Source organism: Periweissella fabaria, from assembly GCF_918814575.1.
Taxonomy (GTDB): domain Bacteria; phylum Bacillota; class Bacilli; order Lactobacillales; family Lactobacillaceae; genus Periweissella; species Periweissella fabaria.
The window spans coordinates 347,854-369,826 of the sequence record NZ_CAKKNS010000001.1; the positions used below are offsets into that span (position 1 = coordinate 347,854).

Here is a 21,973-nt window from a genome sequence, read left to right on the forward strand (position 1 = left end):
GAGAGGAATTTGAAAAGAATGAAATACGGAATTATTAATGCGATGCCAGAAGAAATGGCCAACTTAGAAGCAGCGATGGAAAACTTAACCATCAAGAGCATCAAACATATCGACTTTCACGTTGGTACAATTGCGGGTCAAGATGTGGTTGTTGTGGAATCAGGAATTGGTAAAGTACAAGCCGGTTTAACAACTGCTTTGTTAATTACTAATTTTGATGTTGATGTCATTATTAACTCAGGTTCAGCTGGTGCCATTGGGGCTGGTTTGAAAATTGGGGATGTTGTGGTAGCATCTGAAACGGCTTATCACGATGTTGATGCAACAGTCTTTGGTTACGATTACGGTCAAGTACCCCAACAACCAGCACGCTTTGAAGCAGATAAAGATTTAGTTGCACAAATCATGGATGCTGCTAAAGATACTGGTCTTCACACTGTTTCAGGTTTAATTGTGACTTCTGATTCATTTGTGGCCAGTGCAGCCCAAGTTGACCGTATTAAGGCTAACTTCCCGGATGCTATTTCTGCGGAAATGGAAGGGGCAGCAATTGCCCAAGCCGCACACCAATTCGGAATTCCATATGCAGTTGTTCGGGCAATGTCTGATAATGCTGATGGTGATGCTGGGGTTACGTTTGATGAATTCATCGTTCAAGCTGGTAAACAATCTGCTGACATGTTAATTGCGCTTTTCAAAAACCAAGCTGCTAAGTAATTCTCACTAGCCGTGTCTTGAAAAGGATGGAAAAATGAAAGAAGTTGCTTTAAATACTGGGGTCGTGTATTTAGATAATGCTGCAACAACCCCTATGGCACCAGAAGTAATTGATGCTATGTTAACGACGATGCAATCAACTTTTGGTAACGCATCATCAACCCATGTCTTTGGTCGTCAAGCGCACATGGTGCTTGAAAATGCACGCCAAATCATTGCTCGTTCCATTAATGCTAACGACGATGAAATTGTCTTTACATCTGGTGGGACCGAGTCTGATAATACCGCCATTATTGGGACTGCGGAAGCGCGGCAACATTTAGGTAAACATATCATTACGAGTGCCGTTGAACACGAAGCAGTATTGAAACCGTTAGCGTGGTTAGCTGAACACGGTTTTGAAATTACTTACTTACCGGTTAATGAAGCTGGGGAAGTTAGGGTTGCTGATTTAAAAGCCGCTTTACGTGATGATACAATCTTGGTAACCATTATGATGGGGAATAACGAAGTCGGTTCCCATATGCCCGTTCGTGAGATTGGGGAAGTTTTAGCGGATCACCAAGCATGGTTCCACACTGATGCCGTGCAAGCTTATGGACTGTTAGATATTGATGTTAAGCGTGACCATATTGATATGCTATCAACGTCAGCCCACAAGATAAATGGTCCTAAGCAATTAGGCTTCTTATACCGCCGCGATGGCTTGGTGTTCCCAAGTTATTTAAAAGGTGGAGACCAGGAAGAAAAACGGCGCGCTGGAACGGAAAACATCCCCGCAATTGCTGGTTTTGCAACTGCTGTGGAATTAATTACGCCCACTGAAAAAGCAGCTCGCCAAGCCAAATACGCGGCCTTCAAAGACCAAGTATTAACTGGTCTAGCCGCTGCTGGTGTAGACGTAGCAGTTAATGGTGCTATCAAAGAAGATGCCCTCCAACATGTGTTAAACATTTGGATCAAAGGGGTTTCAACGTATGTTATGCAAACAAATCTTGATATGGCAGGTATTGCCGTTTCAGGTGGTTCCGCATGTACGGCTGGTTCACTTGAACCATCGCATGTCTTAACAGCGATGTATGGTGAAACATCACCCCGGATTGAAGAATCACTCCGGATTAGTTTTGGCACGTATACGACTAGCGCTGACATTGATACATTGGTCGCCAATATTGCCAAAACAGTTAAACGCGTCCGCAAATAGATCGTTTAACGCAAAATAATTAAATTCAAAAGCCTCGTTAGTAATATGTGCATTACTAACGAGGCTTTTTTGCGACTTAAATTTAGTTAAAATAGGCTGGAAAAAGGGCCTGGGTTTCCGTGGTCAGATAATTTTTAAGATATTCAAAGACCCCAATATCAGTTCCGAGGTCAAAGACCCCAATATTAGAACCGAAGAAGGTTTCTAATTGTTGAAACATCTCAAAACTAAGCGCGACTCGCTGATAATCTTGGTTAGTTGCACCAACAATTCCATTTAAAAGAATCAGCCGTTGGTAATTTATCAAGTTCAATTTTAAATCTGGCTGTTCTTCATATAGGGCATTAATTTCACTGACAATATGGTCGATTTCAGCATACGTGGCTGGTTGTTTATCATACGTATTAATTGATAACGCATAATTAAGTAAGTGGTTAATGTAACTATCATACCAACTTTGACCAATATGCTCATGATATTTAGCATAATTGACTTTAAAGCGTTTTAATAGAACCGCTCGACTCGTCGGTTCAAAAAAGCAACCAATCACAGGAAAAATTTCAAGTTCATCCTTAGTCCAAGTCGTCATTTTTAACAGATATTGTTGCATAAATTGATATTCGGCCGTAAATTCACTTGGAAATGTCACAATATCTTGATCAACATGCCACATATTCAATAACGCAACAAAATGTATTAAGTAGGCGTAGAACCGCTCTTTGGGATTAGGCGAATCTTTAAACCGCTGATAGATACTCACTGTTTCCCATTTAGGATCAAAAGCCTGCGTCTGATGCATCGTGATTTCTTTATTGACTGCACTCAGTAGAGTATCATCACCTTCAGTTACAGTAAACCACTGGTTGCGTAAATAAACCAATTCATCGAGTGATGAAATATTTAACCGGTGCGTAATTTCGCGTAAGTTACTAAACCCAATATCGGTAAAATCATTTTCAAAACGATAAGCCGTCGTGCGTGATAGGACACCAGTATAGATTTCTTTAACGGTAAAGCCTTTTTCTTCGCGCAGCTTTTTAATTGTTGCCCCTAAAAATTCCATTAGCCGCTCCTTTTTTGTTTCAATTATGAAACAATCGTTTGCATAATCATAACATACTGTATTCTTAAAATTAACAAATGATTAGAAAAAGGAGTGATTTATCATGCAATTATTAACCGAGTACCAAATAAAGCGTTTCGTTAAACGACAAATCGCGATTGCCGTGACATCTGATTTTTTATCCGTTACGGCCGGCAGTATTTTTAGCTTTGCCATTGGGCTCCACGTTTTAAAAGATACTAATTCAATCTTGGCGTTTGGGAGTTTACAAATGGTTGGTCCCGTTATGGCACTACTATTTAGTGGCCTAATCGGGCAGATTGCGGATACATATAGTCACAAGCGCATTATTATTAGTGCCGAATTAATTAATTTGGTCATGTATAGCGGCTATATCGTTCTCGTCAACCAATTTCCTAAGCACTTATATCTTTGGACAATTCTGATTGTGATTTGGACAAACGTAACCAGTCGGATTAGTGGCGTTGCCTATCAGGCTAGTGTGGTTAGTCTAGTCCCCACTAAAGATGTCCAACGGCTAAGCGGGCTTGAACAAGCATCCGTATCATTAGCTGGGATTATGGCCCCCGTTCTTGGTGGAATCTTATACGCAGCCGTTAACTTTCATATGCTGGTTTTGATTATTTTAATCGAAAGTCTTGTCGTTTTAAGCGCCACGATGGCTTTAAACTTTCATGCTTTCCAACAAGTACCCAGTAAAGCAGCGGTCGTTGAAGAACCGTCAAACCAAAAAAGCATACGATATTGGCAATTTATTCACCAAGCGCTTACCCAATATCCAGGCTTTAAATTTTTAACGATTTTCTCACCAATCGTAAACTTTATTTTAAGTGGTTTAGATTTACTACTTTCCGTACTCATCATTAAAGACTTGCATTTATCAGCAACGGCATTAGGGCTTAGCTCAGCGGGGATAGGAATCGGTTCATTAATTGGTGGGCTGCTAGTTGCTCGCCATCCTAACTTTAAGGCGCCAATTAAATTAACCAGCTTGATGGGCCTAGCTTGTTGTATTCCTCTTATTAGTATCGGTAGTGCCAGTATCGTGATTAGCCAAGCAACGGTCTTACTTACCACAGTCGTCTTAATGAACGTGATATTTGGTATCGTGATAATGTTTGCTAACGTGCCATTAACTGCTTATTTGGTACAAAGTATTCCTCAAAATGCACAAGGTCGGGTCTTTAGTGCTATATCCGGGATTACCCAAGTTTTTTCACCACTCGGTATTTTAATCTATACGGGGTTATTAAACGTAATTCCCGCAAGTCGGTTATTAATCATTGCCGGGACTTTAATGCTGATGGCAACCATCCTTTTATGGATAACAATTGGGCGCAGCCAAAATCAACAAGTTATCCATAAAATTAATGAACTTAATATTTAATTACGTAAGGTGTGTAATGAAAGACCTTTAGATACGGTATCAAACTAAAAAGGACTAAACTTTTGTAAGTTTAGTCCTTTTTAGTATTTTATTCTCGTATGCCTAACTTTGGACCACAGCATCACGTGGTAACATGCGCTTAGAGATACTTGAAAGTTCCGTTAACAAGACGTCTAAATCACGGGTTCACCATTGAATGTAAGCTGCCAAGAGGGCGATATTGTCAAAGACATCTCGCGGATCAAAATTAGTCATCGCATGGAGCCGCTTTAAGCGATACTCAACTGTCTTACGGTGAATATGTTCAAGCTTAGCGGTCTCAGAAACATTATGGTTAGTATTGTTAAATGTCCAAAATGTCTCCAAAATAGCTGAATCTTCCATTATGGTACCGATATTAGTTATCTTTGCGAGTAACTCCGGTTGATGGAATTTACTATTTCGTAACGCTTCATGTTTTTGGGTATCACTAAAATACGCAACGGTTGGCGCATCAAAAGGTGTCTCAGTAAAACATAGTGCCTGTAATGCTTCCCGGATAGTCCCTGATAAATCATAATGCAGTGTCCCCACACCAATCCGTGCATTACCGTCAACTTTATCGATAGCCACACTAGCTTGTTCAAATTGACGCAAAATATAAATCGTTCTGACCGTGTCAAGGCTGAAGGCTAGTGGAATATTAAGTTGGCGATTAATTGGTTTTTGCTCAACCACCACGGCAAAATATTGTTGCGTTAAATCAACCCCAAATGACGCTGCTCGTGATTCGAAATCTTTTGAAACCTCAATATCCTTATCAGAAATAGTTAACCATTCATGTAAAAATTGTGTTTTTGAATTTTTCATATCGACCCCTATAACATTTTTAATCACTGAAAAAGATCAGTAATTATCCCCATTAATTTGCAAGTAATATGCTTGCATATATTGCTAATTTTGTTTATCCATGTGGAGTATTTTAACTTCATTTTAGAGTATTGTTCAGAGCTTATCAAGGGATTACTATTATAAATGTAATCGGTTACATTATTATAAATTAAATTAGTGTGGAGGATAGTTTCATGAAAGATCCAGCAGTAAATGTTAATTCCGAAATCGGTCGTTTAAAAACCGTTTTACTTAAACGCCCAGGTGAAGAAATTGAAAACATCACACCAGATACAATGGAAAGATTGTTATTTGATGATATTCCATATCTTAAGATTGCCCAAGAAGAACATGATGCATTTGCTAATACTTTACGCGATAACGGGGCTGAAGTCCTCTATATCGATGATTTAGCAGTCGACGTCTTTAAAGACAATCCACAAGTAAAAACGGAATTCTTACAACGTTTCTTTGAAGAAGCCGGATATGGGATTGGTACAACGCATGATGCCTTAAAAGATTACTTAACAACTTTTTCAGAACGTGATTTAGTAACTAAGTTGTATGCCGGGGTTCGACGCAATGAAATTGAATTCTGTAATGATTCATTGCATGACTTAGCTGGACGTGATGCTGCTAATCCATTCTTATTAGATCCATTACCAAATGCCTACTTCACTCGTGACCCACAAGCATCTATCGGTAACGGAATGACTATTAACCATATGACCTTTAAAGCCCGGCGTCCAGAATCACTATTTACCGAATACATTATGAAATACCATACTCGTTTTGCTGGTAAAGTTGATATTTGGCGCGACCGTAACCATGATACCCGCATTGAAGGTGGGGATGAATTAGTCTTAAATGATCATGTGTTAGCAATTGGTGTTTCTGAACGGACATCATCAAAATCAATTGAAGGCTTGGCTAAGGAATTATTTAGTAACCCTGATGCCAAATTTGATACCGTTGTGGCCGTTGAAATTCCTCATAACCACGCCATGATGCACTTAGATACGGTCTTTACCATGATTAACTATGACCAATTTACAGTATTCCCAGGTATTATGAGTGCTGAAGGTAAGATGAATATTTACATCATGACACCTGGTGATAATGGCACAGTCAAGTTAGCACACCGCACAGACTTAGCTGCCACATTGAAGGAAGTCTTGGGCTTGCCTGAACTTGATTTAATCTTAACTGGTAACGGTGATGACATCGTTGCACCACGTGAACAATGGAATGATGGCTCTAACACATTAGCCATTGCCCCTGGTGAAGTAGTTACTTACAACCGTAACTACATTAGTAATCAAATTTTGCGTGAACATGGGATTCGGGTACACGAAGTAATCTCAAGTGAATTGTCTCGCGGTCGTGGTGGTCCACGTTGTATGTCACAACCAATCTGGCGTGAAGATATTTAGCGATTAATTTATTAAATTAAAAAGGGGACTTAATAATGACTATCTCAAAAACTAACTCAGTATTCCAAGGTCGTTCATTCTTAGCAGAAAAAGATTTTACACCAGCCGAAATTCAATACTTAATTGATTTTGGTTTACATTTAAAAGCATTACGGCACAATAACATTCCACATAAGTATCTTGAAGGTAAAAACATTGCCTTATTATTTGAAAAATCATCAACCCGGACACGCGCTGCTTTTACGACTGCTGCAATTGAGTTAGGCGCACACCCTGAATATCTTGGTGCGAATGATATTCAACTTGGGAAGAAAGAATCTGTTGAAGATACAGCGATTGTTTTAGGCCGGATGTTTGACGGAATTGAATTTCGTGGTTTTAAACAAGCCGACGTTGAAGGTTTAGCTAAGTTTTCAGGCGTGCCAGTTTGGAATGGATTAACTGATGAATGGCACCCAACACAAATGATTGCTGATTTCATGACTATCAAAGAAAACTTCGGGCATTTACGTGGCTTAACATTAGTCTATGCTGGTGACGGCCGTAACAATATGGCCCACTCACTTCTAGTAACTGGTTCAATGCTTGGTGTTAATATTCATATTGTTGCTCCTAAAGAATTACACCCAAGTGCTGAAATTATTCAACTTGCTGAAAGCTATGCTGCTAAATCAGGTGCTAAGCCATTAGTAACTGATGATATTGCAGTGGGCGTAAAGGGCGCTAATATTATTTACACCGACGTCTGGGTTTCAATGGGTGAAACTAACTGGGAAGAACGAGTTAACTTATTAAAACCATATCAAGTTAACATGGCTATGTTAAAAGCGACTGGAACACCGGATGATCAATTGATTTTCATGCACTGTTTACCTGCTTTCCACGATACTAATACCCAATACGGTGAAGATATTAAAGAAAAATACGGTATCACCGAAATGGAAGTAACTGATGAAGTCTTCCGTAGTAAATTTGCACGTCACTGGGACGAAGCGGAAAACCGTAAGCACTCAATCAAGGCGATTATGGCCGCAACCTTAGGTAACTTATTTATTCCTGATGTTCCTGAACTAGAAAAATAGGTGATTTATTATGGATGAGAAAATAAATCAAAAAGGGATTGCATTACCTGCGTTAGTTGCGTTGGTCATTAGTAGTGCGATTGGAGCTGAGATCTTTGATTTACCAGCCACATTGGCCCAAGTAGCAGCTCCAGGTCCTGCCATGTTAGCCTGGCTCATCACTGGCTTTGGTATCTTAATGCTATCACTGAGTATTAAACATTTAGTCATTAGTGAGCCTGAATTAACCGGGGTGTCTGATTACGCCCAAGCTGGGTTTGGTGATTTTGCGGGTTTCCTATCGGGCTGGGGTTATTGGTTATCAGCTTGGCTGGGTAACGTTGCTTTTGCCACAATTATGATGTCAGCTTTTGGTTACTTTTTCCCTAGTCTAAAATCTGGTAATAGTATTCCGGCGATTATCTTTGCCTCAATTATTTCTTGGTGCTTAACCTTATTGGTTACTCGAGGAATTGAATCAGCGGCCGCCATTAATACGGTTGTGACCATTTGCAAGTTAATTCCGCTATTTGCCTTTGCTGTTGTAGCACTGTTAAGCTTTAAAGCCGGTATCTTTACTGAACACTTCTGGAGTAACTTTGCAACCAATGCGAGTGGCAAAGCGATGTTTAGTACCGCTACGGCTGGTGGCGTCTTTGAACAAATCAAAGGCTGCATCCTATCAATGATGTGGGTCTTTGTTGGGATTGAAGGGGCTGCGATGATGGCTAGTCGGGCCAAAAAGAAGTCTGATGCTGGTCGAGCAACTATTATCGGCCTCTTATCACTTTTGAGTATCTACATTGTTATTTCACTATTACCATATGGCTACTTAACTCAAGATCAATTGCTAAAAATGAATCACCCAGCTTTAGTCTATTTATTTAGAGATTTAGTCGGTAATTTTGGGGGTGCCTTTATCAGTATTGGTTTGATTATTTCAATCATGGGTGCTTGGTTATCATGGACAATGTTACCAGTTGAAGCCACATCGTTAATGGCACAACGGCATTTACTACCACAGTGGTTCGGTAAACTTAATAAAGCCAACGTACCATCAAACTCACTATGGTTAACCCAAATTTTAATTCAAATATTCTTAGTATCACTAATCTTTACTGAGCAAGCCTATAACTTTGCATATTCATTATGTACGGCATCCATTGTGGTTTGTTATGTTTTAGTAGGTGCATATGAATTGAAGTTAGGTCTGCAACAAAAGAAATTAGGGATTATTTTACCTGGATTGTTTACTTGTTTATTTGAAATAATTGCGATTTCAATGGCGGGATTGCAATTACTCTGGCTATGTACAGTTGCTTACCTTTTTGGTTTTATTTTCTATATTCGTGCAAAAAAAGAAAATGGTAAGACTGTCAAAACTTATGAATGGGTCGGCATGGTAATTATTTCTATAATTGCAATTGCTGCGGTCATTAGTTTAGTAACTGGCACATTATCAATTTAACTAAGGAGTTCGTTATGACTAAACGTATTGTTGTCGCATTAGGTGGCAATGCAATTTTAACTAAAGATTCATCAGCTGAAGCTCAACAAGCAGCGGTGTTGTCAACCGCTCAACAGTTAACATCGTTTTTAAAAGACGGTGACACACAACTAATTATTACCCATGGTAATGGTCCGCAAGTCGGCAATTTAGTGCTACAACAATTGTCTGGTAGCACTGAAAAAAATCCAGCGATGCCACTGCACACAGTAGGTGCAATGACCCAAGGTGAAATCGGTTTTTGGATGGAAAACGCCCTTAATAAGGCCTTTGCCGCTAAGAATATGGATGAAGATGTTGCCACGATTGTTACTCGGACCTTAGTTGATGCTCATGATCCAGCCTTTCAAAATGCAACTAAACCAATCGGACCTTTTTACACGGAAGCAGAAGTAGCCGATATTACTAAACAACATCCAGATTGGGATATTGTTGAAGATGCTGGCCGTGGTTATCGCCGCGTGGTGCCATCTCCTAAACCAATTAGCATTGTTGAAGCTGATGTGATCAAGAAAATGGTTAACGATGGCATTACTTTAATTGCAGCTGGGGGCGGTGGTATTCCAGTTATTAAAGAAAATAATGAATTTATTGGTGTCGATGCAGTTATTGATAAAGATTTCTCAGCGGCTAAGTTAGCCGAATTAGTCGATGCCGATGAACTAGTTGTTTTAACAGCCGTAAAAAATATTTTCGTTAACTTTAACACCCCAGAGCAAAAGGCATTAACGACAGTTACCTTAGCCCAAGCTCAAGAATATTTAGCAGAAGGTCAGTTTGCGGCAGGTTCAATGAAGCCTAAAATTGAAGCGGCCATGAGTTTTGTTAAACTTACGGGTAAAAAAGCCGTTATCACCTCACTTGATAATGTAACCGGCTATTTAGAAGATGGGCTTGGTACCATCATCGTACCTTAAGGTAGCAACGAATAATAAATAAAAAAACCTGGAAGTCCAGGTTTTTTTATTTGGTTACACCTAGATGTCAGGCAACTGACTATCTTGTGGCAACATATGGTTTGTGATGCGGGCTAATTTAGCTAATTGCAGTGGTAGATTTCTAGTCCGCCAAGTTACATATGCCGCTAATAAATCAATATTTTCAATCACGTGCTGGGGATTGTATTGCGTAATCGCTGTAAACCGTTTCAAACGATATTCAACGGTTTTACGATGAACATGGAGGATTTGTGCGGTTTTAGCAACGTTATGATTGGTTAACGTAAAAAACCAAAAAGTATTTAGTAAGTTCAATTCATCGGTACCATTACCAAGATTATGCATAGTTGCAATTAATTGTTTATTTGCCATCAACCCATGCCTTAACAGTTCAAATTGTTGCGTCGTTTGATACGTCGCTTGATGTTGTAAGGGACTAATCGTTGTAAAACATAATGCTTGCAAGGCTTCTTGAATGGTTCTTATCACATCAAAATGAGGAGAGCCAATACCAATTTGATTAGGCGCGGCAAAATACTGAGTTACTAACGTCGGTGCTTCAAATTGGCGCAAAATATATATTTGGTGTGTGGCATCAAGCCGCAGTGCTAATTGTATATGGGTAACGGGTAGGACCTGCTCAGAATGCTTAATGATGATGGCATAATATGCTTGGTGTAAATCAACGCCTAGCGCTTGGGCTTGATGTTCAAGGTCATCTGAAATTATTTGATCAGTATCGGCAATGGTTAGCCATTCATGTAAAAAGTGGTCAATGTTTCTTTTCATAAATACCTCCATTCCGTTATCCAAAGCGCTAGTTATTTTTAACACTTGGATAGCTATATTTTCATTTTATACCATATATCAAGCCCTAACAATTGCGTAATATAAGGGTTAGAAGGGATTTTGTTAGATGTGTATTAATGTTTAAAAAGGAGGTAATATAATGCAAAAATCCGTGATTAATGTTAATTCTGAAATTGGTCGTTTAAAATCAATTTTACTCAAACGGCCCGGTGCAGAAATTGAAAACATCACGCCAGCCACAATGAGCCACTTGTTATTTGATGATATTCCGTATTTAAAAATTGCACAAAGCGAACATGATGCGTTTGCTAATAGCTTACGTGCTCATGGCACCGAAGTTGTTTATCTTGAAGAACTTATGGCGGCGGTTTGCGCACAAAGTACTAGCGTTAAAACCCAATTTATTAAACAATTTTTAGCGGAAGCAAATTATACCATTGGGACCACTTACGAGGCATTAAGTGAATATTTAAACCAACTTAGTCCGCAGACATTGATTAAACAAATATATGCAGGCGTCCGGCGTGATGCAATTACGTTTAAAAATGATTCCTTACACGACTTAGCTGGTCAAGATGCCGCTAATCCGTATGTCCTTAATCCATTACCGAATGCTTATTTTACGCGTGACCCACAAGCGGTAATTGGTAATGGCATCACCATTAACCGCCTAACCTATTCGGCTCGACAACCCGAATCACTGATTACCGAATATGTGATGAAATATCATCCCCGATTTGCCGGGCTCGTTAATATTTGGCGTAATCGCAACAATAATAGTCGCATTGAAGGCGGGGATGAATTCATTTTAAATGAGCATGTTTTAGCAATGGGCATCTCACAACGGACATCATCACGCTCAATTGAAGGACTTGCCCGTGAATTGTTTGCTAATCCAGCTGCAAAGTTCGATACAATCATCGCTGTTGAAATTCCTCATAACCATGCCATGATGCACTTAGATACGGTCTTTACGATGATTAATTATGATCAGTTTTCCGTTTTTCCCGGAATGATGGATGCCGAAGGACAACTGAATATCTTTGTTATTACCCCTGGGCCAAATAATACACTTAAGTTAGTTCATCATACTAATTTAGCAGCAACCTTAAAGGCGGTTCTCAAGTTATCGGAGTTAGATTTAATTGAAACTGGTGGTGGGGATACCATCGTTGGTCCACGTGAGCAATGGAATGATGGTTCAAACACCCTTGCTATTGCCCCGGGTGAAGTAATTACGTACGACCGAAACTATGTCACTAATGAATTATTACGCCAACATGGCATTATTGTTCATGAAGTACCTTCTAGTGAATTATCGCGTGGCCGCGGTGGTCCAAGGTGTATGTCACAACCATTATGGCGTGAAAATTTGTAGGTGCTAGTTTCCTAAAGGAGGATGCAATGACAACTGTAAAAACCAATACCATTAATTCAATTTTTCAAGGCCGTTCATTTTTAGCGGAAAAAGATTTTTCACCAGCTGAATTAGCATATCTAATCGATTTTGGCCTGCATTTAAAATATTTAAAGCGTCATAATATTGCTCATCAATATTTAGCTGGCCAAAACATTGCCTTATTATTTGAAAAGCCATCCACACGGACTCGGGCAGCCTTTACGACTGCCACCGTTGAATTAGGCGCCCACCCAGAATATCTTGGTGTTAATGATATTCAGTTAGGTAGTAAAGAATCAATTGAAGATACGGCGATTGTACTGGGCCGGATGTTTGATGGGATTGAATTTCGCGGGTTTAATCAACAAACTGCTGATGAATTAGCGAAGTATAGTGGTGTACCAGTATGGAATGGTTTAACGGATGCTTGGCACCCAACGCAAATGTTGGCCGATTTTATGACTATCAAAGAAAATTTTGGTCATCTACGGGGATTGACCTTAGTCTTTATCGGGGATGGTCGCAATAATATTGCGCAGTCATTACTCATTACCGGGTCGATGCTGGGCGTTGCTGTGCATATTATTGCACCTAAAGAACTCCAACCACCGGCTGAAATCATTCACCTCGCTTATAAACTAGCCCAAGTAAGTAATGTCCAACCAGTTGTGACAGATAATATTGCAGTTGGTATCAAAAATGCCAATATTATTTATACTGATGTTTGGGTTTCAATGGGTGAAACCGATTGGCAGACACGAGTCGCGTTACTCAAGCCTTATCAAGTTAATATGGATTTATTAACGGCCACGCAAACACCGCCAGAACGGTTAATTTTTTTACATTGCCTACCAGCTTTTCATGATACGAATACGGATTACGGTGCTCAGATTAATGTTGATTATGGTATTACGGCAATGGAAGTAACCGATGAAGTCTTTCATAGTAAGTACGCTCGTCAATGGCAACAAGCTGAAAATCGTAAACACGCCATTAAGGCTGTTATGGCAGCAACTTTAGGGTATTTGTTTATTCCCAAGGTTCCAGAGTATTAAGACAGGCGGTGAATTAGATGACTAAACATATTCAAAAAATTACACTACCAGCGCTAATTGCATTAGTGATTAGTAGTGCGATTGGGGCGGGTATTTTTGATTTACCAACGACATTTGCCAAAGTCGCTACCCCAGGGCCGGTGATGTTAGCTTGGTTCATTACAGGCATAGGGATTCTTATGCTAGCGCTGAGCCTGAACCATTTAGTTTTAAATAAACCTGAATTAACCGGTGTTTCTGCTTATGCTCAGGCAGGATTTGGTGACTTTGCCGGGTTTATTTCCGGTTGGGGCTATTGGTTATCAGCCTGGCTGGGTAATTTTGCGTTTGCAAGTATTATGATGTCAGCATTTGGTTATTTTGTACCTAGTTTGAAATCTGGTAATAGTCTAAGTGCGATTGTGTTTGCTTCAATAATTTCATGGGGGCTAACTTTATTAGTTACGCGCGGTGTCGAATCAGCCGCCGTTATTAACACGATTGTGACCATTTGTAAGTTAATTCCATTATTTGCGTTTATTGTAGTGGCACTTCTTAGTTTTAATGCCGGAATTTTTACGGAACATTTTTGGGTTAATTTTCAAACTAATATGCACAATCAAGCTTTGTTTACTTCAGCAACTACTAGTGGCATTATCGATCAAGTAAAAGGGTGTATTTTATCAATGATGTGGGTCTTTGTCGGGGTTGAAGGCGCTGCGATGATGGCGGGACGAGCCCAGAGGAAAAGTGATGCGGGGCGGGCTACAATTATTGGCTTACTATCTTTATTAATGCTCTATGTCGTCATTTCTTTGCTCCCATATGGGTATTTGACCCAAGCACAACTACTTAAATTACACCATCCGGCCTTAGTTTATTTATTTAAAAATTTAGTCGGTGATTTTGGTGGGGCTTTTATTAGTATCGGTTTAATTATTTCAATTATGGGTTCATGGCTTTCGTGGACAATGTTACCCGTTGAAGCTACATCACTAATGGCGCACCAAAAATTATTGCCACAATGGTTTGGCAAGCTTAATGCGGCCAAAGCGCCTGCTAATTCACTTTGGTTAACACAAATTTTAGTGCAAGGCTTTTTAATCTCGTTACTTTTTACTAAAGAAGCTTATAATTTCGCGTATTCATTATGTACAGCGGCAATTGTCGTTTGCTATGTCCTTGTTGGGGCCTATGAGCTCAAACTTGGTTATCAGCAACGGCAATTTCACATTATTATGCCGGGCTTTATCACGTGTTTGTTTGAAATTACCGCAATTGCGATGGCGGGGTTACAGTTATTATGGCTTTGTACAATTGCTTATTTATTAGGCTTTATATTGTACATTAAAGCGAAACACGAAAATCACCAAACCATGAAGCGTTATGAATGGGTTAGTATGGGTGCGATATCTGCACTGGCTATATCGGCTATTGGAGCTTTAATTAGCGGCTTAATTTCGATTTAGAAAGGAGCTTTTTTATGACCAAACGAATTGTTATTGCTTTGGGTGGGAATGCCATCTTGACTAAGGATGCCTCTGCAACCGCTCAGCAACTAGCGCTTATAAAAACAGCCCATCAATTAGCGGTGCTTTTAACGGCTAATAGTGATTGGCAAATTATTATCACTCACGGTAATGGACCACAAGTCGGCAATTTACTATTACAACAACAGCGGGGGAGTAATAGTGATCTGCCGGCCATGCCACTATATACTGTTGGTGCAATGACTCAAGGAGCAATCGGCTTTTGGCTGGCCAATGCCCTCACACAAGCCTTTATGGAACGTGGTTTAACCAATGATGTTGTTGCTTTAGTAACGCGAACTGTCGTTGATGGCCAAGACAAGGCATTTCAACACCCAACTAAACCAATCGGCCCCTTTTATTCACCAAAAATGGCCAAACATTTGCAAGCGTTACATCCTGATTGGATAATTTTAGAAGATGCTGGCCGCGGTTATCGGCGCATGGTCGCATCACCACAACCATTAAATATTGTTGAAGCCCCTATTATCCAATCTTTGGTTGCGCAAGGGGTGACACTGGTTGCCGCTGGCGGTGGGGGAATTCCTGTTGTGCACGCTGGTAAATCATATGCTGGCATTGATGCGGTTATTGATAAAGACTACTCGGCTGCTAAATTAGCTGAATTAGTCGACGCAGATATTTTGTTAATTTTAACCACGGTACAAAATGTGTACTTAAATTATCAAACGCCCCAACAAACCAAATTAACGCACATTAGTGTTGCGCAAGCTCAACAGTATCTGGATGCAGGCCACTTTGCGCCCGGATCAATGCAACCTAAAGTTCAAGCGGCCATGAATTTTGTCCGGCGAACTGACAAAACTGCCGTTATTACCTCACTTGATAACGTTACTGGTTATCTGCAATCAGGACTAGGGACGATTATAACCAATTAATTTTAAGTATTGAGTAGCATATTAATTATTTTGTCCGTACGCTACTAATAGAGCCAACCGATGCTGGTTTGGCTCATTTTTGATGCGTTTTAGTTAGTGTAGTAAAATTTTTTGTGTTTGAATCACAAAACTAAGACCGTTATAATAAGCAGTAATTAACATAAGGCGGATAAAATAATGCTTAAAATTAAAGGTTATGTGACGTTTACTTACGACGCACATATGTTAACGACTAATGAAATTCAGCAATTAGTCAAACAAGCACAAGCACAGCTCATTGCTGATGAAACACTCACAATTTCGGAGCTTAAACAATACGCTGATAAAGTAGAATTAATTATTAAGATTGATGGGTTTACTGATGCGCAACGAATGGAAGCCATCTGTGTGGACCTTAATATTGGGGATGACTACGATGATGACACGGACAATTACATGTGTGAATCATATGGCATGATTTTCCCGAGTAAACAAATTACCGCATTACGGGCATTCACATGGGTTGAACATTATACGGCTAGCTTTGCACAGGATGAATTTCAAAAATTTGCCATTACTAAGCAAATGGTAACTGATGAAGCGCTTATCATTGAATTCGCCGTAGAATTACCTAGCTATGTTATTAATATGGATTTATATTATTTAAGTGACCAAGAACGTTATCAGTATTTCCGCATTGATGACCAAGCAACTTGTGATGATATTAAAGAAGTCCCTATCGAAGAATATTCAGGTACCCACCGTCTTGAGTTATCAACGCATGAAATTATATTAGTCTTTAAGCAAGCGGTGTCCCAAGATGTGCTAACAACTTTGTTGACGAATTTTGAAAAACAAAAGTTAATGGCTAATGAAGTCATTGCATATACGTTGCCACATGAAGAACTAATTACGGAATTACCTGTAATTGTTAAAGCACTAGGGATTAATCATCAAGTCATCCAATGCATGTTTAAAGAATTACCTGAGGTTCTAACAGTCGAAGTCAACTAATCTTGGAGGAGCGTTATATGTTACGAGGAACTAAAGTTTACTTAGCCAATCTTTTTGATGGGGATGCCGAATATTTAGCTGATTGGCAATGGGATGAACAATTTTTCTTAGGGTTATCTGCGGATGTTGTTCATCCATATGGGGTTAAAGAATGGCATGAATTTTTCGGGGATGCTAACAGTAATAGTGATATCATGTTTACCATTCGACGCGTTAGTGATGATATGCTTGTCGGTTTTGCCGGTATTTCCGATATTATGGTCCGTAATCAACGTGGTGAACTTGGTATCGGGATTCCACAAGCCGGTGACCGTTCATTAGGCTATGGTCGAGAAGCATTTAACCTGCTCCTTGAATACGCTTTTGATCATTTAAATCTCCATAAAGTCACTTTAAATGTCCATGCATATAACACCGCAGCCATTAAGTTATATGAACAGGCTGGTTTTGTTCGTGAAGGTATTAATCGTGAAGGTGTCTTTTACAAAGGTGAATGGGTTGATACATATTCATATGGTTTATTAGCCCGTGAATGGCGGCAAAAGCCTGCTGGGGATTAATTAAGACCCTAAATCGTTATAATCGAACGCTTGTTCTCGTGTCGTGATTTTACTGACTGTATAGCATTATCCATAAAAAAAGCCATCTGCATTTGCAGACGGCTTTTTATTTAGCTTAAACATTAAATAATATTGAGAAATACATCAACGCTGCGCCAGCGAGGACGAAAATGTGCCACCAGACGTGGCCAAAGGGGATGCTTTTAATTGAATAAACCCCCGCACCTAAAGTGTAAGTAACACCACCGGCAAAGAGTAACCAGAAACTAAGGTGACTTAACGAATGCCATAACGTCGGCATGGCTAATAAAATCATCCAGCCCATCACGATGTAAATGGTAACTGATAGCCATAGCCAGCGACCAACAAAGAAAATTTCATAAAGAATGCCGGCAATGGTCATGGCAAGGATTACTGACCAAATTGTCCAACCAACCCAACCGCCAATCGCTAACCAACAATAGGGGGTGTATGAACCAAAGATAACTAAGAAAATCCCTGCATGATCAAAAATTTGGAACACCCGCTTAGCTTTCGTAAAGATTAACGAGTGAAATAACGTTGACATCAATAAGAATAAACAGACACTTGCTCCGTAAATGGCAAAGGCCGTCATTGCTAAACCGCCGCGATGTTGCATGGCTTCAAGCACTAATAAAACTACATAGCCAGCCACAGCAAGTAAAAAACCAACCCCGTGGGTCACGGCATTTAAGACCTCATATAAAATTAGATAGCGTTTAGTTTCGCGATATTGCATATCGTGTACCTCGAGAATTTAATTGATAAGGTTAGTATATCCAATTCATCTAGTCTTGTAAACTACATAGCTCAAAAAAAGCTAATTTTAGTTAAATTACCAGTGGTTATCTGATACTTTCTATAGGTTATGTAAACTGTTCATGCTATACTAGAAACTAGCTAATTATGGAACGAAATGAGGAAACGCAAGATGAATGAATTAGTAGGACGCGTTATTCAAGCAAAAGTCATTGATTCAAATGATCAATATTACTTTGTGCAAGCACAAGGAGTTACTTTTCAATTATTGAAAAGTGAAATGGAAGCCGAAGGTCAAGAACTCCACATCGGTGGTTTAATTACTGGGTTTGCTTATGAAAATGGTCACCACCAAATGCAAATTACCCGTAACATTCCTAAGGTCCAAATCGGCCATTACGCATGGGGTGAAGTTGTTGCTCAACGGCGTGACTTAGGGGTCTTTGTTAACGTTGGTTTACCTGACAAGGATATTGTCGTGTCATTGGATAACTTACCAACTATCCCCGCTTTATGGCCACAAAAGGGTGACAAGTTAATGGTTAGTTTGCGAGTGGATGCCAAAGGTCGCTTATGGGCACAACTTGCCGATGAGCAAATTTTTAAAGCCGTTACACTTAAAGCTAAGCAAGGCTTACAAAACATGAATGTAACTGGAACTGTTTTCCGTTTAAAAATGGTTGGGACCTTTATCTTAACCGATGACTACTACATGGGATTTGTATTCCCTGGTGAACGAGACAAAGAACCTCGACTTGGAGAAGTTGTTAATGCTCGAGTTATTGGGGTTCGCCCTGATGGGTTACTTAATTTAAGTTTAAAGCCCCGCGCTTATGAAGCAATTGGTGAAGATGCACAAATGCTTTTAGCAATGCTAGAACATAGCAAAGATAACACTTTACCATTCTCAGATAAGAGTGACCCTAAAGAAATTAAAGATTACTTTGGGATTTCAAAAGGACAATTTAAACGTGCAGTCGGTAACTTACTTAAGCAACGTCGCATTCAACAAATTGATGGTACTATCGTGCTAGTCCCCGCTAATACGGAGAATCCAGACGATACCACAAAGTAAGGATGCATCATGGAAGTTAATGAACTTATCGATGAATACCTACAGTATGTCAAAGTTGAACGGGGCCTATCAGTTAATACGATTACTAGTTATCATCAAGACTTAGTTAAATTTCAAAATTACTTAGGACAACAAAAAGTAACGGATTTAACTACAATTGATAATTTCTTTATTAATCAATTTTTACAGTTTTTAACGACCCAAGGTAATGCCGAGAATACAATTATTCATTGTGTCACGTCATTACGAAAATTCTTCCAATTTCTCAAGCGGATGAATTATATTCCGGATGATCCGATGCAACAAGTGGGGATGCCTAAAAAGAAACAACATTTACCTGATATTTTATCAGTGCAAGATGTTGAACAAATTTTATTAACCCCCGATACAAGTACCCGCTTAGGTATTCGTAATCGTGCGATGCTTGAAGTTATGTATGCTACTGGTTTACGAGTTTCAGAAATCGTCAATCTTAAGGTAGCTGACTTACACTTTGAGTTAGGTTTATTGCAAACCATCGGTAAGGGGAACAAAGAACGAATTGTCCCAATCGGGGATGTCGCAATGCAATGGGTTTTAACGTACTATCAGGATGTACGGGCTTTACAGCTAAAGGGTACTGATAATCCAATTTTATTTTTAAATGACCACGGTCGGCAATTAACTCGCCAAGGGATTTGGAAAATTATTAAACAAATAGTTTTGCAAGCGGGGATTACCAAGGATGTTTCTCCCCATACACTGCGCCACTCATTTGCGACCCATATATTAGAAAACGGGGCCGATTTACGGATTGTTCAAGAATTGCTTGGGCACGCTGATATTTCAACAACTCAGATTTATACCCACATTACTAATGAACGGGCCAAACAAGTCTTCAAAAAAGCGCATCCACGGGCTTAATTGAAAAGGAGCAGTTATGCTAGTTAAATACCGTCTTGATTATAAAAAAATTGCCTTAGGATTATTATCATATATTCCTGGCCTACGCAATTTACAGCATCTTGAAGCTGAGTTTGCTTGGTATGCCGCCTCACCTAATCGTGAATTATTATTGTGGCGTGATAGTGATGGGCATTTTACGGCCATCGTCGGGGTTGAACATGTTTATGGTGTTTTACTCTTACGCCATATTTCGATCACCCCAGCACTACGTGACAGTGATTTGATGTTTAATGTGCTAGATGCCTTACAAACTTATAATTCAGATAAAATCCTGATGGGGACCATTGCCGGTCAAAAGATTATTAATGCTTGGAGAAGGCACAATGAACAACGAACTCCAAATTAAGTTGACTGATTTTGAAGGTCCGCTTGATTTATTACTACATTTGATAAAAAGTTCTGAAATGGATATTTACGATATTCCAATCGTTACCATTACCGAACAATATATGGATTTTTTACATCAAGATAAATTAGCGCTCGATATTGCTGGTGAATACTTAGTGATGGCGGCAAGTTTGATGAAGATTAAATCACGTTACTTACTACCTAGTCGTCCAACGATTGATTTAGAGACGGGTGATGAGATTTATGAAGATCCTCGGCAAGGATTAGTTGATCAACTGATTGAATACCGTCGCTATCAAGAAGCTGCGCAGACCTTACGTGTGCGTGAAGAAGCCCGGCAACAACAGTTTACGCGTGCACCGGCTTTAATGCCCACCAATCTCGATGTCAACATTGTGGCACCTGGTGTTGATTTGGATGCATTACAAGCGGCCTTTAATCATATGATTAAGCGGCAACAAATTGCTAAGCCTGTCATCACAACAATTCACAAAGAAATCTATACAATTGCTGAAAAACGGCAAAGTATTAAACAACGGTTAAAGGTAAGTTCTGCGGGAATTCCTTTTATGGAACTTTTTACAGCAGATAGTAACATGGATGAATATGTAACGACATTTTTAGCAATTCTTGAAATGGCTAAATACCACGAATTACTAATTCACCAACTTAGTATGGCCGATGAGTTAGTTATTCAACCGCGGATAAAATAAACGATTACCGGAAAGGATTTTATTTTGACAAATTTAGCGCAACTTGAAAGTTTAATTTTCGTCGCCGGTGACGAAGGAATTGAACTGGCTGAATTAGCCGTGTTAACCGGCTTTGACCGTCCCATGATTACAACAATGTTGGACGAACTTGCCGAGAAATATCAAGCAGACAATGATTGTAGCTTTGAATTACTACAAAGTGATGAAACTTATCGCTTAGCAACCAAAGCCATCGTTGCACCCATTGTCAAACAATTTTTCGAGGCACCACTATCAACACACTTAACCCAAGCATCATTAGAAGTTTTAGCCATCATTGCTTATCGTCAACCGGTAACACGGATTGAAATTGATGAAGTTCGTGGTGTGCAATCAAGCTCAATTATTCAAAAATTACAGTTACGAAATTTAATTACGGATGTCGGTCGTAAAAATGAACCTGGCCGGCCAATTATGTATGGTACATCAAGTTACTTCCTCGATTATTTTGGATTAGCAAATATTGATGATTTACCACCATTAGCAGCCGCTACCGCACTTGATGATGATCAAGTGATGTCAGGTGATTTATTTCTAACTGCTTTTAACAAACGTTTGCAAACTGAGCCTAGTCCACAGGCTGATGATGATGCATATCCTATTCCATTCGCCGTCGAGATGGAATCAACACCTAACATGGAGAATTAA

The 21,973-nt window shown here is 39.5% G+C and carries 22 protein-coding genes; 18 read left to right on the forward strand and 4 right to left on the reverse strand.

From position 1 onward, the window contains the following. Positions 1-18: 18 nt before the first annotated feature. Both LQZ75_RS01760 and LQZ75_RS01765 read left to right on the forward strand, forming a co-directional pair. On the forward strand, positions 19-717 hold the full coding sequence (locus LQZ75_RS01760; protein ID WP_230096125.1) for a 5'-methylthioadenosine/adenosylhomocysteine nucleosidase: 699 nt from the start codon (positions 19-21) through the stop codon (positions 715-717). Between the two features lie 34 nt (positions 718-751). Beyond that, positions 752-1,921, forward strand: coding sequence for a cysteine desulfurase family protein (locus tag LQZ75_RS01765; protein ID WP_230096126.1), 1,170 nt, complete (start codon positions 752-754; stop codon positions 1,919-1,921). An 82-nt stretch (positions 1,922-2,003) separates the two neighbouring features. Here LQZ75_RS01765 and LQZ75_RS01770 read toward each other — a convergent pair whose 3' ends face one another. After that, positions 2,004-2,984 carry a helix-turn-helix domain-containing protein gene (locus LQZ75_RS01770; RefSeq protein ID WP_230096127.1) on the reverse strand — a complete coding sequence of 327 codons (981 nt, stop codon included), beginning with the start codon at positions 2,982-2,984 and terminating at the stop codon, positions 2,004-2,006. Between the two features lie 103 nt (positions 2,985-3,087). Here LQZ75_RS01770 and LQZ75_RS01775 point away from each other — a divergent pair, with 103 nt between their 5' ends. Further along, positions 3,088-4,392 (forward strand): MFS transporter, encoded by a 1,305-nt coding sequence (locus tag LQZ75_RS01775; RefSeq protein ID WP_230096128.1) that lies wholly within the window; start codon positions 3,088-3,090, stop codon positions 4,390-4,392. A 186-nt stretch (positions 4,393-4,578) separates the two neighbouring features. Here LQZ75_RS01775 and LQZ75_RS01780 read toward each other — a convergent pair whose 3' ends face one another. Next, on the reverse strand, positions 4,579-5,241 hold the full coding sequence (locus LQZ75_RS01780; RefSeq protein ID WP_230096129.1) for a PucR family transcriptional regulator: 663 nt from the start codon (positions 5,239-5,241) through the stop codon (positions 4,579-4,581). A 215-nt stretch (positions 5,242-5,456) separates the two neighbouring features. Here LQZ75_RS01780 and arcA (LQZ75_RS01785) point away from each other — a divergent pair, with 215 nt between their 5' ends. From arcA (LQZ75_RS01785) to arcC (LQZ75_RS01800), 4 genes are read left to right on the forward strand one after another with little or no spacing between them, the layout of a single operon-like run. Continuing rightward, entirely contained in the window at positions 5,457-6,695 is a 1,239-nt protein-coding gene (gene arcA, locus LQZ75_RS01785; RefSeq protein WP_230096130.1) for an arginine deiminase, read from the forward strand. 35 nt (positions 6,696-6,730) lie between these two features. Beyond that, on the forward strand, positions 6,731-7,777 hold the full coding sequence (gene argF / locus LQZ75_RS01790) for an ornithine carbamoyltransferase (protein WP_230096131.1): 1,047 nt from the start codon (positions 6,731-6,733) through the stop codon (positions 7,775-7,777). A 10-nt stretch (positions 7,778-7,787) separates the two neighbouring features. Then, positions 7,788-9,224 (forward strand): basic amino acid/polyamine antiporter, encoded by a 1,437-nt coding sequence (locus LQZ75_RS01795; protein WP_230096132.1) that lies wholly within the window; start codon positions 7,788-7,790, stop codon positions 9,222-9,224. A 14-nt stretch (positions 9,225-9,238) separates the two neighbouring features. Continuing rightward, on the forward strand, positions 9,239-10,180 hold the full coding sequence (arcC, locus tag LQZ75_RS01800) for a carbamate kinase (RefSeq protein ID WP_230096133.1): 942 nt from the start codon (positions 9,239-9,241) through the stop codon (positions 10,178-10,180). A gap of 60 nt (positions 10,181-10,240) precedes the next feature. Here arcC (LQZ75_RS01800) and LQZ75_RS01805 read toward each other — a convergent pair whose 3' ends face one another. Further along, positions 10,241-10,990 (reverse strand): helix-turn-helix domain-containing protein, encoded by a 750-nt coding sequence (locus LQZ75_RS01805; protein WP_230096134.1) that lies wholly within the window; start codon positions 10,988-10,990, stop codon positions 10,241-10,243. 160 nt (positions 10,991-11,150) lie between these two features. Between LQZ75_RS01805 and arcA (LQZ75_RS01810) the strand changes: the two genes are divergently transcribed. The 6 genes from arcA (LQZ75_RS01810) to LQZ75_RS01835 all read left to right on the forward strand — a co-directional run bounded on the left by arcA (LQZ75_RS01810) (position 11,151) and on the right by LQZ75_RS01835 (position 17,425). After that, complete coding sequence (gene arcA, locus LQZ75_RS01810) at positions 11,151-12,389, forward strand: arginine deiminase (protein ID WP_230096135.1); 1,239 nt, start codon at positions 11,151-11,153, stop codon at positions 12,387-12,389. 26 nt (positions 12,390-12,415) lie between these two features. Then, the gene (gene argF / locus LQZ75_RS01815) at positions 12,416-13,465 is read left to right on the forward strand and encodes an ornithine carbamoyltransferase (RefSeq protein WP_230096136.1); all 1,050 of its coding nucleotides are present in this window, start codon (positions 12,416-12,418) and stop codon (positions 13,463-13,465) included. A gap of 17 nt (positions 13,466-13,482) precedes the next feature. After that, positions 13,483-14,913: a basic amino acid/polyamine antiporter gene (locus LQZ75_RS01820; protein WP_230096137.1), complete on the forward strand. Its 1,431-nt coding sequence runs from the start codon at positions 13,483-13,485 to the stop codon at positions 14,911-14,913. Between the two features lie 14 nt (positions 14,914-14,927). Continuing rightward, positions 14,928-15,872 carry a carbamate kinase gene (gene arcC, locus LQZ75_RS01825; RefSeq protein ID WP_230096138.1) on the forward strand — a complete coding sequence of 315 codons (945 nt, stop codon included), beginning with the start codon at positions 14,928-14,930 and terminating at the stop codon, positions 15,870-15,872. Positions 15,873-16,049: 177 nt separating this feature from the next. Beyond that, complete coding sequence (locus LQZ75_RS01830; protein WP_230096139.1) at positions 16,050-16,865, forward strand: hypothetical protein; 816 nt, start codon at positions 16,050-16,052, stop codon at positions 16,863-16,865. 17 nt (positions 16,866-16,882) lie between these two features. Continuing rightward, positions 16,883-17,425: a GNAT family N-acetyltransferase gene (locus LQZ75_RS01835; RefSeq protein ID WP_230096140.1), complete on the forward strand. Its 543-nt coding sequence runs from the start codon at positions 16,883-16,885 to the stop codon at positions 17,423-17,425. A 115-nt stretch (positions 17,426-17,540) separates the two neighbouring features. Here LQZ75_RS01835 and trhA read toward each other — a convergent pair whose 3' ends face one another. Then, a complete protein-coding gene (trhA, locus tag LQZ75_RS01840; RefSeq protein ID WP_230096141.1) occupies positions 17,541-18,185 on the reverse strand; it encodes a PAQR family membrane homeostasis protein TrhA in 645 nt (214 codons plus the stop codon). 192 nt (positions 18,186-18,377) lie between these two features. Between trhA and LQZ75_RS01845 the strand changes: the two genes are divergently transcribed. The 5 genes from LQZ75_RS01845 to scpB are packed head-to-tail and all read left to right on the forward strand — an operon-like array spanning position 18,378 to position 21,973. Beyond that, positions 18,378-19,280 carry a CvfB family protein gene (locus LQZ75_RS01845; protein ID WP_230096142.1) on the forward strand — a complete coding sequence of 301 codons (903 nt, stop codon included), beginning with the start codon at positions 18,378-18,380 and terminating at the stop codon, positions 19,278-19,280. 9 nt (positions 19,281-19,289) lie between these two features. Further along, a complete protein-coding gene (gene xerD, locus LQZ75_RS01850) occupies positions 19,290-20,183 on the forward strand; it encodes a site-specific tyrosine recombinase XerD (protein WP_230096143.1) in 894 nt (297 codons plus the stop codon). Positions 20,184-20,199: 16 nt separating this feature from the next. Further along, complete coding sequence (locus LQZ75_RS01855; RefSeq protein ID WP_230096144.1) at positions 20,200-20,571, forward strand: N-acetyltransferase; 372 nt, start codon at positions 20,200-20,202, stop codon at positions 20,569-20,571. Continuing rightward, the gene (locus LQZ75_RS01860) at positions 20,549-21,286 is read left to right on the forward strand and encodes a segregation and condensation protein A (RefSeq protein WP_230096145.1); all 738 of its coding nucleotides are present in this window, start codon (positions 20,549-20,551) and stop codon (positions 21,284-21,286) included. The genes LQZ75_RS01855 and LQZ75_RS01860 overlap by 23 nt, the downstream gene beginning before the upstream one ends. Positions 21,287-21,310: 24 nt before the next feature. Continuing rightward, positions 21,311-21,973: an SMC-Scp complex subunit ScpB gene (gene scpB, locus LQZ75_RS01865; protein WP_230096146.1), complete on the forward strand. Its 663-nt coding sequence runs from the start codon at positions 21,311-21,313 to the stop codon at positions 21,971-21,973.

What these genes read in the sequence shown, in the direction of transcription:
- LQZ75_RS01760 (WP_230096125.1), top strand. Translation starts at nt 19, where the DNA reads ATGAAATACGGAATTATTAATGCGATGCCAGAAGAAATGGCCAACTTA.
- LQZ75_RS01765 (WP_230096126.1), top strand. Translation starts at nt 752, where the DNA reads ATGAAAGAAGTTGCTTTAAATACTGGGGTCGTGTATTTAGATAATGCT.
- LQZ75_RS01770 (WP_230096127.1), bottom strand. Translation starts at nt 2,984, where the DNA reads ATGGAATTTTTAGGGGCAACAATTAAAAAGCTGCGCGAAGAAAAAGGC.
- LQZ75_RS01775 (WP_230096128.1), top strand. Translation starts at nt 3,088, where the DNA reads ATGCAATTATTAACCGAGTACCAAATAAAGCGTTTCGTTAAACGACAA.
- LQZ75_RS01780 (WP_230096129.1), bottom strand. Translation starts at nt 5,241, where the DNA reads ATGAAAAATTCAAAAACACAATTTTTACATGAATGGTTAACTATTTCT.
- arcA (WP_230096130.1), top strand. Translation starts at nt 5,457, where the DNA reads ATGAAAGATCCAGCAGTAAATGTTAATTCCGAAATCGGTCGTTTAAAA.
- argF (WP_230096131.1), top strand. Translation starts at nt 6,731, where the DNA reads ATGACTATCTCAAAAACTAACTCAGTATTCCAAGGTCGTTCATTCTTA.
- LQZ75_RS01795 (WP_230096132.1), top strand. Translation starts at nt 7,788, where the DNA reads ATGGATGAGAAAATAAATCAAAAAGGGATTGCATTACCTGCGTTAGTT.
- arcC (WP_230096133.1), top strand. Translation starts at nt 9,239, where the DNA reads ATGACTAAACGTATTGTTGTCGCATTAGGTGGCAATGCAATTTTAACT.
- LQZ75_RS01805 (WP_230096134.1), bottom strand. Translation starts at nt 10,990, where the DNA reads ATGAAAAGAAACATTGACCACTTTTTACATGAATGGCTAACCATTGCC.
- arcA (WP_230096135.1), top strand. Translation starts at nt 11,151, where the DNA reads ATGCAAAAATCCGTGATTAATGTTAATTCTGAAATTGGTCGTTTAAAA.
- argF (WP_230096136.1), top strand. Translation starts at nt 12,416, where the DNA reads ATGACAACTGTAAAAACCAATACCATTAATTCAATTTTTCAAGGCCGT.
- LQZ75_RS01820 (WP_230096137.1), top strand. Translation starts at nt 13,483, where the DNA reads ATGACTAAACATATTCAAAAAATTACACTACCAGCGCTAATTGCATTA.
- arcC (WP_230096138.1), top strand. Translation starts at nt 14,928, where the DNA reads ATGACCAAACGAATTGTTATTGCTTTGGGTGGGAATGCCATCTTGACT.
- LQZ75_RS01830 (WP_230096139.1), top strand. Translation starts at nt 16,050, where the DNA reads ATGCTTAAAATTAAAGGTTATGTGACGTTTACTTACGACGCACATATG.
- LQZ75_RS01835 (WP_230096140.1), top strand. Translation starts at nt 16,883, where the DNA reads ATGTTACGAGGAACTAAAGTTTACTTAGCCAATCTTTTTGATGGGGAT.
- trhA (WP_230096141.1), bottom strand. Translation starts at nt 18,185, where the DNA reads ATGCAATATCGCGAAACTAAACGCTATCTAATTTTATATGAGGTCTTA.
- LQZ75_RS01845 (WP_230096142.1), top strand. Translation starts at nt 18,378, where the DNA reads ATGAATGAATTAGTAGGACGCGTTATTCAAGCAAAAGTCATTGATTCA.
- xerD (WP_230096143.1), top strand. Translation starts at nt 19,290, where the DNA reads ATGGAAGTTAATGAACTTATCGATGAATACCTACAGTATGTCAAAGTT.
- LQZ75_RS01855 (WP_230096144.1), top strand. Translation starts at nt 20,200, where the DNA reads ATGCTAGTTAAATACCGTCTTGATTATAAAAAAATTGCCTTAGGATTA.
- LQZ75_RS01860 (WP_230096145.1), top strand. Translation starts at nt 20,549, where the DNA reads ATGAACAACGAACTCCAAATTAAGTTGACTGATTTTGAAGGTCCGCTT.